Here is a 16,242-nt window from a genome sequence, read left to right as displayed (position 1 = left end):
TAAATTTTTATTCTTTAACAGTTGATATTTTTACTTTATTTTAAATGTAAATTACTGATCTTACCGGCTCTTCTTTAGATATTAATTTCACAAATGTTACACCTACCTCTCAGTGCGAGCTAAGCAATATCAACATTGAAATACTGCCTTACAGGTTGGAAACGCTAAGACGCAATGTTTTTGAAAATCTGCTGTTTTTAAGGTGCAAGGATTTTATCTCCGATAAAATTGTATGCTTCTTCTAATGCCATGAATGCACGAATAATCTATCAGCAGATAAAGCCTATGTGTCCTTAGTTTGTAAAAAGAAATTAAGCTTACAAACTAAAGGACACATAGAATATTATTTCATAATCTACCTAGAAATAATTTAAAAACAAAAAACGGACTTTAAAAAGCCCGTTTTATAATATTTCTGTAATCTTTGATTAAGATCTTAATTCTGCATTGAATTCTTTCTGGAAAGCTTTAATTAAGGAATCCATTACTTCTGTGATTTCTTTTTCTTCCAGTGTTTTTTCTTCATTTAACAGCTCGAAGCTCATGGCATAAGACTTTTTACCTTCCGGAAGATTTTTACCTTCATACACATCAAATAAATTAATATTCTTGATGAATGGAGATTTATTTTTCTTCGCTATCTGGTAAAGCTCCTGATAGTTAACTGTCTTATCAATCAATAAAGCTAAGTCTCTTCTGATCTTGTTGAATTTCGGAATGTCTTTAAACTTCAATTCGTTTTTAGAACGTAATTCCTGAGCCAATTCAAGCTCTATTTCAGCATAGAAGCAATCCTGATCGATATCAAAATCCTTCAATAACGCCGGAGCTACTTTACCGATTCTTACTAAAATTTTACCATCTGCTTCATAAGCTAATGCATCAGAGAATCTTTCGTCAGATAAAGCTACTTCTTTATAACTTACGGCTAATCTTTCCAATAAAACTTTTACATAAGCCTTAAGGTTGTAGAAGCTTACTGCAGATTTAGGCTGCAGCCAGTTTTCAGCTACATCTCTTCCGGAAACAATAATCGCTAATTGTTTTCTTTCTTCGTACTTCTCTCTTTTGTGGTAGATCTTTCCTAATTCAAAGAATTTGATATCCTCATTCTTTCTGTTGATGTTGTAAACAGTATTCTGAAGAAGCCCTTCTAATAGAGATTTTCTCATGAAGGCAAGATCACCGCTTAAAGGATTCAATAGTTTTACGGCATCAGTTTCGTCTTTTACAGAAGTCAATGAATTGTTCATTACTTCATTGAAACCAAGGCTTTGTAAAGTTTTTGCCCAACTGTTTTCCAGTTCATCCTGATCATTTGCACTTAACTTCACTGGGGTAAATGAAATCTTTTGTGGAGCATCGATCTTATTGTATCCGTAGATTCTTAAAATCTCTTCAATAACGTCGATTTCTCTTGTTACATCTGCTCTGTAAGCAGGAACAGAGATTTCAAAACCGTTAGGAATTTCGTTTAAAACCTGAATTTCCAATGCTTTAAGGATTTCTTTTACTTTTTCTCTGTGAATTTTTGTTCCTAAAATCTGTTCAATTTTAGAGAATCTCAGGATCACATAGTTATCTTCTATTTTCTTAGGATATTCTTCTAAAAGCTCACCCACCAGTTTTCCTTCTGCAATTTCCTGAATCAGTTTAATGGCGTGAGTAATTGCTGTTCTTGTAAGGTTCGGGTCTACTCCTCTTTCGAATCTGAAAGAAGCGTCTGTATTTAAACTGTGAAGTTTCGCACCTTTTCTTACGGCAATCGGATTGAAATAAGCGCTTTCAAGGAATATTGTTTTTGTAGTTTCAGATACTCCTGAATTTTCACCACCAAAAACTCCGGCAATACACATTGGGCTATCCTGACCATCTTTAATCATGATCTCAGTACCGTTCAGTGTTCTTTCTACTCCATCCAGTGTAGTGAATTTTGTCCCTGGCTTTACCACACCCACTTTCACTTTTTTGTCTGCTATTTTATCAGCATCAAATGCGTGAAGCGGCTGCCCGTATCCGTGAAGAATATAATTTGTAACATCTACAACATTATTAATCGGGCTTAAGCCGATTGCTTTCAATCTGTCTTTTAACCAACTTGGAGATTCTGTAACTTTTACATTCTCAATTACAGCGCCAATATATCTTGGACAAAGCTCTGCATCTTCAATTTCCAGTTTGAAATCGTGAGTTCCTTCATTATTTAAAACTTCGGAAGCCACTTTATTAAATTGCGACTTTTGCTGATTGGTAGAAAGAAATGCATGCAGATCTCTTGCCACACCATAGTGAGACATTGCATCTGTTCTGTTTGGTGTTAAACCAATTTCAAGAACCTCATCATTGGTCAATTCAAAATAGTCTGCAAAGTTTTTTCCTACTTCATACTTAGTTTCATCTAAAACCATGATTCCCCCGTGATCTTCGCTTAAGCCAAGCTCATCTTCAGCACAGATCATTCCCTGAGAAACTTCGCCTCTGATTTTTGCTTCTTTAATTTCAAAAAAGTTTCCGGTCTTATCATAGATTTTGGTTCCGACAACGGCTACAGGAACAGTTTGTCCTGCCTCTACATTAGGAGCTCCGCAAACGATATTCAATATTTTTCCGTTTCCTACGTCTACTGTTGTCTTCTTCAGTTTGTCGGCATTAGGATGTTTCTCGCAAGTTAAAACTTTACCTACAACAATTCCTTCCAGGCTGCCTTTCACACTTTCAAATTTATCTATCCCTTCAACCTCAAGACCTATATCTGTAAGGAACTCACCGATTCTTTCAGTTTTTAATTCCGTTTTTACAAAGTCCTTCAGCCAGTTGTTTGATATTTTCATTTGCTTATCTATCTACTTGTTTAATTCGTCAAACGAAACATCAGGTTCCATCTGCACTATTTTTGAAACTTTTTTTGAAATTCCGCTCAATTATCGAGTCGGTTTTTCGCGGTACAAATGTCGTGTTTTTTTGAGAAATACAGAAATTTAGAACCAACTTTAAGAGAAATAATTTTAATAGATTTCTTCCGGGAAGGCTGAGCAGATCCCTCTGTGATGTACTTTCAATCTAATTTTTGAGAAACCATTAAAAATTGGCTAGAAGGGCTTTACCACTTTCTTTACACTATCTGAAAATAAAACCAATCCACCTGCCATCATAATAATATCTTTCAAAACAAGACGTCCTGCTCCTGAAAGATATGGAAATCCATATTGAATCGTCGGGCCATCTCCACCAAGATCAGGAACATACACTTCTGGTGTGGTCAAGAGAAAAGATAAGGTAACCAGAGACATAAAAAAGGTCAAAGCCCCACCTACAGCACCTATTTTAGGAAACCAAATTCCCAGAAGCACTACAATTCCTATGATCACAATCATCGTTCCCAGCCCATAGGAAAAGGTATAGGTCCCATTCTGTGTGTGCCAGTTAATATTCTTCTGTACAACTTTTCCTTCCGGATTTTTATATATTGTGTATTCAGAAACAAGCTTTTGATCATTATTCAGGACTTTGTTTCCTGCATTTTTATAGAAAAAACTCATCAACGGACTATTGGCAACAAAGGGAACAATTCCATCAGCTTCATATTGAAATGCTTTAAGCCCGCCAATCCAGACCATGACAATACATATTGATATTCTCAGAAAATTGAAGAAATAATCATCTAACTTTAATAAACGGCTGTATAAGCTACTGTTTTGCATAAGATTTACTTTTTAACAAAGATATTCACATGCTTACAGCCCAAACATAGACATTTCAGGACATTATATGGACATTTTTGCCACCACAGAAATGCCTACTTTTTCCCGATATTGTTTGGGAGAACAGCCCACAGCTTTTTTGAAATACCTGCTGAAGTAGAATTCATCATCAAATCCCAGCTCTGAAGCAATCTCTTTTATGGAACGGTATGTCAAATGAAGAAGCTTTTTGGATTCCAGAATAATTCTCTCATTAATCAGCTGAGTAGGTGTTTTGGAAAACTCTTTTTTGACCACTTTACTTAAGGTATTGTTGGTAATATTGAGTTGATCGCTATAAAATGAAAGCTCTTTTTCATTTTTAAAATTCCCTTCCAGTAGTTTCTGAAATTCTACAGCGTATTTGTTGGGTAGTTTCTCCTTGATTACTGAACTGTTTTCAATTCCGCTTTTTTGCTTACTGCAAATGGCAAGAATCAGCTGGATATATGTTTTAATAATAGATTGTGAAAACTGATGATTTTCTGTTTCTTCCTTTTTTATATGATTAAAAAGCTCAAGAATGTATTCATAGTTTTCTTTTGAGAGTTCTATGCCGGGATTCAGATAAATATTATTGAAAAGTAGTCCGTTGCAGGCTACTTCTTCTTTATGATACTCTATGCAATAAAAATCTCCATGAAATAGAAGAACATCAATATTCTCATCCGTCTCTGAAACCAGTTTCAACTTTTGATAGGGTGAAAGAAATAAGATATTATATCCTTTGTAAGGATAATTGATATCATCTACAGAAAAAACACCGGAACCCTTCCATAGAACAACACTGTAGTTTTCAGTGGTAAAATGGGAAGGAAAATCTGAAATTCGGTAAGACTGTATTTTAATTTCCATGATGAGCGTTGTTGTGCATTACAAAGAACGTTATAATTTTACTTATATATATTCTTTTAATGCGGCGTACGCAAGGATTTTATAATTACACCGTATTATTTTTTTAAGATCGTAATGGCACTTCACTCATCTAAGGCTAATCTACTGATTCTAAACATTCATTTAACCTATCATGCATCATCTCTGCTGAATGAAATGCTCTTGCGAACAAAAATATACAGCCTTTAATCCTTTTTTTGCGAACTTAGCGTTTAAACAATCTATATTACTTGATTTTTAACGCAAGGAACGCAATGGTTTTATAATGATAATGTATAATTTAAGGATGCAAAGGCGTTTCACTTAACTAGCAGCATCCTGAATCCGTCTTTGATGTAGCTTAACTTTTCTTAAAATCTTCATATTTCTTAACGGTTCAATATTTTGACTATAACAAACAAAAAAAGCCGGAGTGATCCGGCTTTTACTATTTATTATTTTAATCTTACAACCCGATTACCGGCATTGATAACATTAAGATATTTTCATTTTCTTCAAGACCATCAAGTGGTTCAATGATTCCCGGTCTGTTAGGCTGAGACATTTTCATTGTAATATCGTCAGAACCTAAGATCGTCAACATTTCCGTTAAGAACTTAGAGCTGAATCCGATATTGATATCTTCTCCATTATAATCACAAGGAATCTGCATGTCTGCTTTATTTGCATATTCAGTATCTTCTGCATGAAGGTGAAGAATATTTCCTGAAAGTTTGAATCTTACCTGGTTGGTAGATTTATTAGACATGATAGACGCTCTCTTGATTGCTCCTAATAAAAGGTTTCTATTGATTGTCAGTACATTCGGGTTTTCTTTAGGGATTACCGCTGTATAGTTTGGATATTTACCATCGATCAGTCTACAGATCCAGATATGTTTATCAAAGGTAAATTTAGCCATGTTCTCATTGAAGTCGATTTTTACTTCTTCATTAGAACTTGCCAGAATATTTTTGAAAATATTCAATGGTTTTTTAGGCATGATAAACTCCATTGGCTCAGCATTCATCAGGTCTGACCTTTTGTAAACAACAAGTCTGTGAGAGTCTGTAGAAACGAAATTGGTTTCGTTTTCTGTAAACTGGAATAATACTCCTGTCATTACCGGACGAAGTGAATCGTTACTGGTGGCAAATAATGTATTGGTTAAAGCTTCGGACAAAACTCCAGCCGGCATTACAACACTTTGAGAAGCGTCGAATTCTGGCAATTCGGGATAGTCATCGGCATTATCTAATGCTACTGCGAAATTATCTTTTTCATCTAAAATCTCAAGCTGGCTTCCAGTTCCTTCCGCATTGTCCTTTACAACAAATGTTAAAGGCTGTTCTCCATATGTCTTGATAAAATCCTGAAAAATTTTAGCAGGAACAGCAAATTTACCTGAATCATCAGACTTTACTTCCAGAGAAGTTACAAGAGTTGTCTCGCCGTCAGATGCTGTAATGGTAACATTATTTCCGTCTAATTCAAAAAGATAGTTTTCTAAAATCGGTCTCGATTGAGAGCTTGATATTACGCCACTTACAGTTTGCAACGCCTTCTGCAGTTCACCACTTGAAATAATAAATTTCATAGATTTATAAAATAAGTTTCTACAAATATAATAAATACATACAACAAAGAAAAGAATATTCCTGACGAGTTTTTAACAAAGATCGTCAATGGGGTTTCAGATCCGATATTACGTTCTGGTTTCCATAGCGGTATATTTTGTATCAAAATATTGACTGCTGAATATATTGTAATCTTAGTTTTCCAAATATAACAGATTAACTGCAACAATCAAAATACAAAAGCTATCTTTGTTCAAAAAAGTAAAGGAACATGCAAAAACCTCCTCTTCATAAAAGTTTTCTGAATGCTTTCCGGGGTGTTTTTATGATGATCAAAACGGAAAGAAATTTTCAGATTGAGCTTGTGTCTTTTTTCATTAACCTGTTCCTTATTTTCTATCTAAAGCTCACTTTTACTGATGCAGCTTTGGTTCTTATGGCTTCTGCAACAGTTTTAAGTGCTGAAATTTTCAATACAGCCATAGAAAAGATATGTGATATCATTCAACCGGATTTTGATAAAAGAATTGGCTTTATTAAGGATATTGCAGCCGGAGCGGTTATTCTAGTAGCCATTGCTTCTGCTATTATTGGGGTTCTTGTATATTGGAAGTATATTGTTTGACCACCCCGTCAAATCTTTGATTTGACACCCCTCCGGAGGAGGGGAATATTACGTCTTCAATTCAAAAGTTTATCAAGACAGGAGGCTTAGTTTTTCTGAGTTTTATTTCACAGCAATCAAAATATCTACTTCTGCATCGGATGGATTTTGTGCTTTTTCCCCATATATTTCAAAATCAGCGGTAAAGGCTCTGCCCAGATCCATATCCCAGATTTTAAACCATTCATTAATCACCAACCCTTCTGCCAGATTTCCTTTTGGGGAAAATTTCACATAATCTCCGCCATCAAAAGACTTTCCGACCATTCCCTCCGGAATATGATCAAGATTTTCTACTTTGCATCCTAACAGCGTAGTATAAGGTTTTGTATGGTCCTTTTCATAATCCGTATAGATGGAATAAACAGTAGTATCCATTTTGTGTGGGATATTCTCCAGTACATTTTCTTTCATAAATTTCTCCCATAATACCGGAATATCTTTGGCAGCCTGTTCATTCTCATTGGTTGTTCTTACTGCAATTCCGATTACCTTAAAAGGTTCCACTTTTACGTTGTTCATTGTTTGATTTTTTGTTGTAAGTCAAAGATAGAGGGAAGTTGTGACAACTGTTTGTCAGGAGAGAATTTTAGAATGAATAATGCCGAGAATAGGGAATGAAATGATATTTTATGTTTTGGCTCAAGCCAATGGATAGGTCTTTAAAATATAAAACGGGCTAAAGCCCGTTTATTGATGTTGATATTCGACTATTTATTACCTTTTTCTGTTGCTAACCAAACAGTAATCTCTGCATCTTATCTTTCGGATGATACAGCAACATACAAAAGGTATTACAGATATTTTTCAATGATTGGAATTGCTATTTCGGCCATCATTCCATAGCCTTTCTCATTGGGGTGAACCCCATCTGCGGAAAGCAGAACTTCTTTATCCTCAAACAAAGCTGAATGAAAATCAATATAGGTTAAGGAATATTCTTTTGCAATATCCTTAAGGATCCCGTTGTAAGTGATCACTTCCTCGTTTGATCTGAGTTTCCCTGAACTAACCACTACTCCATCTATATTTTTAGATATAGGAAGAATGCTTACCAGATAAATGTCATTAGAAAACTCCTGGGCATGCTGAACCGCTGTGATGATATTATATTTAAATTTTTCAGGATTCACGATCTGCATTCCTTCTTTAATAGCAAGATCATTCGCTCCATAACTGATGAAAACCAGATTTCCATCGGCAGAATTTCTTGCCCTTAATTCTACAGGCATTCGTTTCAATAACCCTTCTGTGGTTTCGCCACCGATTCCTAAATTGAATAAAATCAGTTCATCCCCATTTCCTTCATGGAATTTTTGAAGGGCATATCTTTTTAAAATATCTACCCAGCCTCCAAAAACACCATCATATTCTCCGTACGTTATACTGTCTCCGAAGAACAACCCATATACTATTTTCTTCATTCAATTAATTCTTTTGTTTTTTGATTGTTGCTTTTACAGTAAAGCTTTTCAATTATTCTTCAAAGTAAGATAAAAATCTGCGAAATCCGCTTAATCTGTGAGATTTTTTAAATGTAAAATTGTAGTAAGAAAATTTTGAATCATTAAGGATCTTTAAGGAATTAAGAAAAGGGATTTAAATATATTTTTAACGCAAAGGTTTTATTCTTAATAGTATATATTTTAGGAAGCAAAGATGCAATCAACAAGTTGATTCGATGAAGCGACGTGGCAAGCTTTGAAAATAATACGTGTCATTAATATCTAAAATTCCCACTCATTGCTTATTGCTTATTGCTTATTGCTTATTGCTTATTGCTTATTGCTTATTAATCTAACGTCAAAGTGATATTTGTATGTGATTCGATAATTTCTATCAGAATACCAAACAATGTCTGCCCTTTTCCTTCCAGTAAATCATTTAATTTTTGTTGGGCTAATTCAATATTAAAAGGTTTTCCATGTCGGATCTTGTTTTTGTAGAACTCCTGAGTGGCTTTAAGCCCTAAATCTTCTTTTGATTTTTGTGATTCTTTCCAGATAATTTCAATTTCTTCTTTATTTTCAAAGATTCCGAAACCACCATAGAGAATATCATCAAAGCCATCTAAGGTTCCCACTTTCCAATCTGTGTCTTTCATTAAAACATTGGAAACTTCTTCGTAAAAACCTTCTAAAGATGAAAAATGATCACCATGGATGACAATCATTTTCCCTGTATTGTTATTTGAGGTATTCAATTTCATTTTTAATGATATATGATGATTCCTAAAATGTGATAGCCTTTTCTATTACAATAGATTTCACTTAAAAAAGATGGATCAGGTAAGCCAATAAAATCAAAGTGTATTTGTAGGTAACAACTCCTAAAAATAAACAAATTAAACTTTTAACATAATTTAAAAAGACCTTTTCTCCAAAAAACTGCCCTATCGCACATACAAAGTAAATCTGAAGCAAAAACACCCCAATTTGGGTGATCATCAACAAGCCAGTAAGCTTTGTGAGCAATAGAAAGAATAGAAGTGAAATAAAAAACACGCCAAAAATATAGGACAGTAATACGAAGATTTCAAATAAGTTATATCCCTTTTTGTAAAAGAATATTTTTGTCCATAAAGCCATAAAAAATCCAATAATCAAAGCAGAATATGCAAGATGAGAATCTATCCAGCTATTGATAGCTTCGGTATTTATATTATTTTCCCATTGTTTCGTTTCCTCAAATCCTTTTATATTAAATATGAGAACGTCAATATGCAATAAATGAATAATGAAAGTATAAAGAACTGCTGCGAAAACTAAAAACACGATTGGTTTTACATATTTTTCACGGTTTTCTCTAAGATATTCTCTTACGGCTTTTCCCGGGCGTATCAAAACTTCTTTAAAAGTAAAAGGAAAGCCTTTATCAAAATGTAAAAGGTGCTGTATCTCGTGCGAGATGTAATGGGCGTCTATTCTTTTGATTTCTTTTTGGGGCTCAGAAGAATGTTCTTCGTTCATCGGTTATCGTTTTGTTTTTTCTAATTGTAATGGTACAAAAATATAAACTTATTGATTAAATAGTAAAAAAAAACCTCATAGATATTGAAATTCTATGAGGTTGATTTTTTATTTGAAGTATTCTACACCGTTTTTGAATATATTGTGATAATTCGCGGTTGGTATATTTCTCATGAGACCTTCCGTAAATCTTTCCGGGTGTCCCATTCTTCCGTAGATCTTTCCACATGGGCTGGTAACGCCTTCAATTCCAAACAATGAATTGTTAGGGTTAAATGGCATTCCGTGGGCAATGTTCCCATCGAAATCGATGTACTGTGTTGCAATCTGTCCGTTTTCATATAACTTCTTGATCTCTTCTTCTGAGGCCATGAAGCGTCCTTCACCGTGAGAAATCGGAATGGTGAAGGTCTGACCTTTCATTCCTTTTAACCATGGGCTTTCATCGTTCACTACTTTTACCGTTACCATCTGAGAGATGTGTCTTCTGATGGCGTTATGAGCCAATGTTGGAGAGTTTTCATCTAAATCTTTAATTCTTCCGTAAGGTAATAATCCAGATTTAACCAAAGCCTGGAACCCGTTACAGATTCCAATAATCATCCCGTCTCTGTCTAGTAATTCGTGAACTGCATTTCTCATCTTCTCGTTCTTTAAAACGTTGACAATGAACTTAGCAGAACCATCCGGCTCATCACCTGCAGAGAAACCTCCTGAGAAGGCTAAGATTTGAGAAGTTTTTATCTCTTCTACCCATGCATCAATACTTTCATCCAATAATTGGTGGCTGATATTGATCAAAGGTAAGCTGCTTACTACAGCCCCTTCCTTCTGGAATGCGTTTAAGGTATCATACTCACAGTTTGTTCCCGGGAACACCGGAGCAAATACTTTAGGCTGCGCAATTCCGTGTTTTTTGATAATAATATTTCTTGGGTTGATTGAGTTTGATTTTTCATCAATTTCAACCGTAATCTTTTCTTTTTCTGTTGTTGGGAAAAGGTTTTCGAATGTACCTGTGTAAGCAGACACAAGATTCAAGATGCTGGACTCAAGACCATTGATCTTTAAAATACCAGAATCTTTTACTTCTCCTATTATCTGAAGAGATGCATTGTTTAGTTCTTCTTTAGCTTCGATGATTAAGCTACCGATGTTTTTAGCTAATAAAGTATTTTCATCAGCGTTGATTTCAGCTCCCAATCTGTTTCCGAAACTCATTTTTGCTAATGCTACTGCTACTCCACCATCTTTTACTGTTTTTACAGAAACAATTTTTCCTGACTTGATGTTTTCAAAAATGAATTCATAAACATCTTTTAAAGCATCATAGTTTGGAAGACCGTTTTCCTGAGCAATGTGATTGAAGAAATATACTTTGTTTCCTGCTGTTTTAAATTCAGGGGAAATGATATTTTGTTTTTCTCCGTTTGCACATGCAAAAGAAATTAATGTTGGCGGAACATTCAGATCCTGATAGGTTCCACTCATAGAATCTTTACCACCGATTGCTGCCAATCCAAGGTTGATCTGTGCATCATAAGCACCAAGAAGTGAAGCTAAAGGTTTACCCCATTTTTCAGGAGCCTGACCTAGTTTTTCGAAATATTCCTGGAAGCTTAATCTGATGTTTTTATAATCACCTCCCATTGCAACAATCTTCGCCACACTTTCTACAACAGCGTAAGATGACCCCAATAATGAGTTCTGTTTTGAGATTTCAGCATCGAATCCCCAGCTTGCCAGGGAAACGGTTTTGATATCTTTAGCTCCTAAGATCGGTAATGTCTGCACACTTCCTTCCATTAGGGTTTGCTGGTATTTTCCACCTAAAGGCATTGCAACGGTTGTTCCTCCTACTGAAGAGTCGAACATTTCCAATAATCCTTTTTGGGAAGCTACGTTTTTATCTTTTAAAATATTCACGAAGTTTTCTTCGTTGAATACCTTAGTTTCTGTCTTTACTTCTTCAAGATGGTTGATTTTCACCTCCTGAGATTTTGAACATCCGTTGGTATCAAGGAATGCTCTTGAAAGGTCTACAATTTTATCTCCTTTCCAGAACATCTGCATTCTTCCTGAATCTGTTACTTTTGCTACTTCTACAGCAACAATGTTTTCAGCTTCACAGAATTTGATGAACTTTTCTTTGTCTTTTGGATCTACTACGACCGCCATTCTTTCCTGAGACTCAGAGATGGCTAATTCTGTCCCGTTTAACCCTTCATATTTTAATGGTAATACATCAAGGTTTACTTCTAAAGAGTCTGCAATTTCACCAATAGCTACAGAAACACCTCCTGCACCAAAATCGTTTGATTTCTTGATTAATCTTGTCAGTTCAGGATTTCTGAATAACCTCTGGATCTTACGTTCTTCTACCGCATTTCCTTTCTGAACTTCGGAACTCATAGTATGAATAGAAGTCTCATCCTGTTCTTTTGAACTTCCGCTTGCTCCGCCTACTCCATCACGGCCTGTAGCCCCTCCTAAAATAATGATAGAGTCACCATTCGCAGGCTTCTCACGTCTTACCCAGTCTACAGGAACGGCTCCGGTAACAAAACCTACTTCCATTCTTTTGGCTTTATAGCCTTCATCATAAATTTCAGACACCATCGTAGTTGCAAGACCAATCTGGTTTCCGTAAGATGAATATCCGTTGGCAGCCTGTTTTGTAATGGTTTTCTGAGGCAATTTTCCTGGTAATGTTTTGTCTACCGATTCTAAAACATCTGCAGCTCCCGTTAATCTCATTGCCTGGAATACGAAAGATCTTCCTGATAAAGGGTCTCTGATCGCTCCTCCTAAACAAGTGGATGCTCCTCCGAAAGGCTCAATTTCTGTTGGGTGGTTATGCGTTTCGTTTTTGAATAGTAAATACCAAGGTTCTTTTTTCCCATCGTATTCTGCTTCAATTTGGATAGTACAAGCATTGATCTCATCAGAGATAACAAGGTTGTCAAGGTTGCCTGTTTTATGGAAAAATTTACCACAAACTGTTGCTAAATCCATTAAGGAAATAGGCTTCAGCTCACGGCCTAAGAATTTTCTTTTTTCGATATAGTCATTGAAAATGGTTTCCAATGTATGTTTGAATTTCCCTTCAAACTGGATGTCTGACAATTCTGTTTCGAAAGTCGTGTGACGACAGTGATCGCTCCAGTAGGTGTCTAATACTTTGAGTTCTGTTTCTGTAGGGTTTCTTTCTTCTGTTTTAAAATATTCCTGAATAAACTTCAGGTCATCTAATCCTAATGCAAAACCGTGATTGTTATAGAAGTTTTCAAGTTCAGCATCGTTAAAATTGATGAAATTTTCGTGGATTAATACTTTTGAAGGTGTTTCATCAGCAGGAATATCCAACACAGAAAGGTCTTTTTCCTGAGATTCCACTTTATTGATCAAAAGATCTTTGATTTTCACCAAATCAGCTTCTGTAACTCCTTCAAATTCGATCAGCTTTCCACTTCTTACTTTTGATTTTTCATTTTCTGTCAATAAAGCGATACACTGTTGTGCAGAATCTGCTCTCTGATCATACTGACCAGGCAGGAATTCCATTCCGAAGTGGATGCTTGTTGCAGGGTTTTCTGTATGTAAAATATCAGTAACAGGGTCTACAAAAGTATTGTTTACTACTTTTTCGAATTCCCCGTCATTCAGGTTAAAAATATCGTACACATTGTATACTTTCACACTTTGAATTGCCGGAACAACTGCTTTTACTTCATCAAAAATTTTTGGACTTTCAACATCGAAAATTCCTCTTTTTTCTACGAAAATTCTTTTGTTATTAGACATTAGATGTCAGATTTTAATATTAGATTTATTTTTCTTTTACTTTTCTGGGTTTCGGAGAATCCATATCAGATTGTGGCTTATTATCCTTTCTGTATTAATCCTACTTTAAGCGTTATCATCCGCTCTATATTATTGAGTACAAATTTACTCTTTTTACTTTCTTTTTCCTCTATCTTTTTCTTATAATACCAATGTCAGATTATGATCTTTGGTACCATCGCTATTGGATGCATTTTTAGAGGCTCCTATCCATTCTTCTTTATTCAATACCAATTTAAAAGAATAGGTTTTTCCTTTTTCAAAATGGGATACAGGAACCTCCAATTCATAAAGGTTTTTATCCTTTTTTATCATCTGATATTCTTTATTTTCAGGATCCCAATTATTGAAACTTCCTGTTACAGCAACAGTATTGATAAGGTTTCCGTTCAGGTTTTTCGGGTGTGTGTAAGAAAAAACGATTTTATCTCCCTTTACGGAATATCCATATACCTGTTTTTTATCTGAGGTTGAAATAAGATCGGCTACTAAACTATCCGTTCCATTATAAAGTGCAGTAAATGTTTCAGGTCCATTGATGTTCACTATTATACAGATTCCGATATTCAGTTCAGGAAATACCGTAAACAAGGTATTTATTCCATAGGATCCACCATGTTTGAATCCTCTTTTACCATGTTCAGTAATCCAATATTTATCCCAAAAATATCCATACCAGCCTTCTTTGCTGTTGTTAATGTTCCTTTGGGACTCCTGAACTATTTTATCTTGTGGATTCAGTTCTTCTTTTAAAAACTTCACCATATCTCCCATTGTAGATTCGGTTTTCGATCCACCTGAGCCCCATAAAAGGCTTTGTGAAACGGGCATCAGGCGATAATTTTCATGATATCCATTGGCCTGAGCTTCATCTTTACCAAGTTCCAGTTTGGTATGGTTCATTCCAGCTTTTGAAAATATATTTTCTTTCAAAAGCGTTTCATAGCTTTTTCCGTAAATATTTTCAAGCATGAGACCAGTCAACTCAAGGCTTAAATTGCTGTATTTATATTCTTTACCTGGCTCCATATTTAATGTAACACTGGCCAGATCTTTTTTAAAGTCTTCTTTTGTATAGCCTTTATTAAGCTTCTCGTAAAGAAAAGCGGTCTCATCGTTCATGTTTTTCCTTAATTCATCATCAATAGGAAGATTTCTTGGAAGCGCTGTTTCGTAAGAAATTAAGTTGCGAACTTTTATAGGAACTCCATTATATTCTAAGTTAGGATAAGATCCTTTGAGGTATTTACGTACATCATCATCAAGGCTTATTTTCCCTTCCAGCACTGCCTGAGCCAATAACTGACCTGTAAAAAGCTTGGTAACGGAAGCGATGGAGAAATATGTATTATCATCTGCTTTATTTCCTTTTCCTTTGTCTATTTCGCCAAAGTGCTTGGTGTAGACTTTTCCGTCTTTAATAATTCCAACGGAAACGGAATATGCTTTAGATTCTACTGCAACTTTTTGAGCTGCTGCATCTATCATGGAATAAACTGTTTTATCTGTTTGTGCATAGTTCTTCACAAATGTCAAAGCAACAATACATAAGAATATATTTTTTCTCATTAAGTTTAATTCTGGTTATTTTTGAATTTATTTGGGTTATCAGGATGTTCTTTTTGAAATTTTGTTGCTTCTTCTATTTCTTTTCTCAGCCATTCTTCAAAAGGAACTCCTTTCTCATTATAGGCTGTTATGGCATAAAATGTTTTCCCATCTTCTGAAACCAGAAATTTAAAACGATAAAGCATTCCTAAATCGTACTTCGTATAATCATATGTATTGACCTGATAATAAGGAAAGTTTTCTTTGGGTCTTTCTACAATTTCAAAAAAAAGTTTTTTTTCTTTTTCAGGGATTTTATTGTACTGATTTACATAATAAAGATCTGATAACAGTTTATTCTGCTTTTCAAAAAACTGAAGAATATTTTTTTCTTTTTCATTGTATTGGAAAGGATACGGATAGTATTTTCCGACAATCTTCACATCATTCTGAGAATATTTTGTAAGAGGCTGAACGGTTTCTCCTTTGATATTCATCATTCCCCATTTTTCACCCGGCACTTTTACATAGCCATCATCATCGTTCCTTTTACATCCGTCACAAAATGAGGCGTATCCATAATTGAAAGAGGCAACAAAGTCATGTTTAGGCTCAATAACCGTTTTTCCGTTTCTATCTGCAAAACCTATCTTTCCATTTTTAACGAAACGTCTTAGCCCTTCTACAAAATAATCGGGTCCGTTGTCATATAGAAGTGGAGTGTACAGAAAGTTTCCTTTTCTGTCATAGACATATCCCCAGGTATTTTTCTGAGATTTCTCACCTTTTTTCTCGCCATCAAAAAGAATGGTTTCTCCTTCTACCAGATCACCGTCTTTAAGGTCTGAGTACATTTTAAACTGTGCAGGAATGATAATATTTCCTTTGTCGTTTTTCACCCCTACTAAGGATTCTTTGGTTTTAAAATATCTTAAAACTTCCTTCTCCTGAGAGAAGGCAAATACAGGGATTATTGAAATGAGTAAAAGGACTTTGTTCATGGTTGGGGTTTAAATAAAATATGCAGC

At 35.0% G+C, this 16,242-nt stretch carries 12 protein-coding genes; 1 reads left to right on the top strand and 11 read right to left on the bottom strand.

Translation table 11 applies throughout. The features are described from left to right. Positions 1 to 428: 428 nt before the first annotated feature. From pheT to dnaN, 4 genes are all read right to left on the bottom strand, one after another. Positions 429 to 2,831: a phenylalanine--tRNA ligase subunit beta gene (gene pheT, locus WH267_RS03840; protein WP_340005867.1), complete on the bottom strand. Its 2,403-nt coding sequence runs from the start codon at positions 2,829 to 2,831 to the stop codon at positions 429 to 431. A 258-nt stretch (positions 2,832 to 3,089) separates the two neighbouring features. Then, the gene (locus WH267_RS03835) at positions 3,090 to 3,701 is read right to left on the bottom strand and encodes a DUF417 family protein (RefSeq protein WP_340005865.1); all 612 of its coding nucleotides are present in this window, start codon (positions 3,699 to 3,701) and stop codon (positions 3,090 to 3,092) included. Between the two features lie 63 nt (positions 3,702 to 3,764). Beyond that, positions 3,765 to 4,595: an AraC family transcriptional regulator gene (locus tag WH267_RS03830; protein ID WP_340005863.1), complete on the bottom strand. Its 831-nt coding sequence runs from the start codon at positions 4,593 to 4,595 to the stop codon at positions 3,765 to 3,767. 484 nt (positions 4,596 to 5,079) lie between these two features. Beyond that, the gene (gene dnaN, locus WH267_RS03825) at positions 5,080 to 6,210 is read right to left on the bottom strand and encodes a DNA polymerase III subunit beta (protein WP_340005860.1); all 1,131 of its coding nucleotides are present in this window, start codon (positions 6,208 to 6,210) and stop codon (positions 5,080 to 5,082) included. Positions 6,211 to 6,461: 251 nt separating this feature from the next. Between dnaN and WH267_RS03820 the strand changes: the two genes are divergently transcribed. Next, positions 6,462 to 6,815: a diacylglycerol kinase family protein gene (locus tag WH267_RS03820; protein WP_340005857.1), complete on the top strand. Its 354-nt coding sequence runs from the start codon at positions 6,462 to 6,464 to the stop codon at positions 6,813 to 6,815. A gap of 102 nt (positions 6,816 to 6,917) precedes the next feature. On the opposite strand, the gene WH267_RS03815 is transcribed toward WH267_RS03820, so the two are convergent. The 7 genes from WH267_RS03815 to WH267_RS03785 all read right to left on the bottom strand — a co-directional run bounded on the left by WH267_RS03815 (position 6,918) and on the right by WH267_RS03785 (position 16,215). Further along, positions 6,918 to 7,376 carry a GyrI-like domain-containing protein gene (locus WH267_RS03815; protein WP_340005855.1) on the bottom strand — a complete coding sequence of 153 codons (459 nt, stop codon included), beginning with the start codon at positions 7,374 to 7,376 and terminating at the stop codon, positions 6,918 to 6,920. Between the two features lie 272 nt (positions 7,377 to 7,648). Next, entirely contained in the window at positions 7,649 to 8,278 is a 630-nt protein-coding gene (locus tag WH267_RS03810; RefSeq protein ID WP_340005853.1) for an SGNH/GDSL hydrolase family protein, read from the bottom strand. A gap of 368 nt (positions 8,279 to 8,646) precedes the next feature. After that, entirely contained in the window at positions 8,647 to 9,063 is a 417-nt protein-coding gene (locus WH267_RS03805) for a ribonuclease inhibitor (protein ID WP_115972122.1), read from the bottom strand. Between the two features lie 61 nt (positions 9,064 to 9,124). After that, positions 9,125 to 9,823 (bottom strand): DUF3667 domain-containing protein, encoded by a 699-nt coding sequence (locus WH267_RS03800; protein ID WP_115972121.1) that lies wholly within the window; start codon positions 9,821 to 9,823, stop codon positions 9,125 to 9,127. Between the two features lie 108 nt (positions 9,824 to 9,931). Further along, positions 9,932 to 13,627, bottom strand: a complete 3,696-nt coding sequence (locus tag WH267_RS03795; protein WP_340005849.1) for a phosphoribosylformylglycinamidine synthase — start codon at positions 13,625 to 13,627, stop codon at positions 9,932 to 9,934. A 180-nt stretch (positions 13,628 to 13,807) separates the two neighbouring features. Further along, a complete protein-coding gene (locus tag WH267_RS03790; RefSeq protein WP_340005847.1) occupies positions 13,808 to 15,235 on the bottom strand; it encodes a serine hydrolase in 1,428 nt (475 codons plus the stop codon). Between the two features lie 5 nt (positions 15,236 to 15,240). Further along, positions 15,241 to 16,215, bottom strand: a complete 975-nt coding sequence (locus WH267_RS03785) for a WG repeat-containing protein (RefSeq protein WP_340005845.1) — start codon at positions 16,213 to 16,215, stop codon at positions 15,241 to 15,243. Between the last annotated feature and the right edge of the window lie 27 nt (positions 16,216 to 16,242).

Source organism: Chryseobacterium sp. MYb328, from assembly GCF_037572595.1.
In the GTDB taxonomy this organism is placed as follows: Bacteria; Bacteroidota; Bacteroidia; order Flavobacteriales; family Weeksellaceae; genus Chryseobacterium; species Chryseobacterium pennae.
This window is presented reverse-complemented; position numbering and strand designations above follow the sequence as displayed.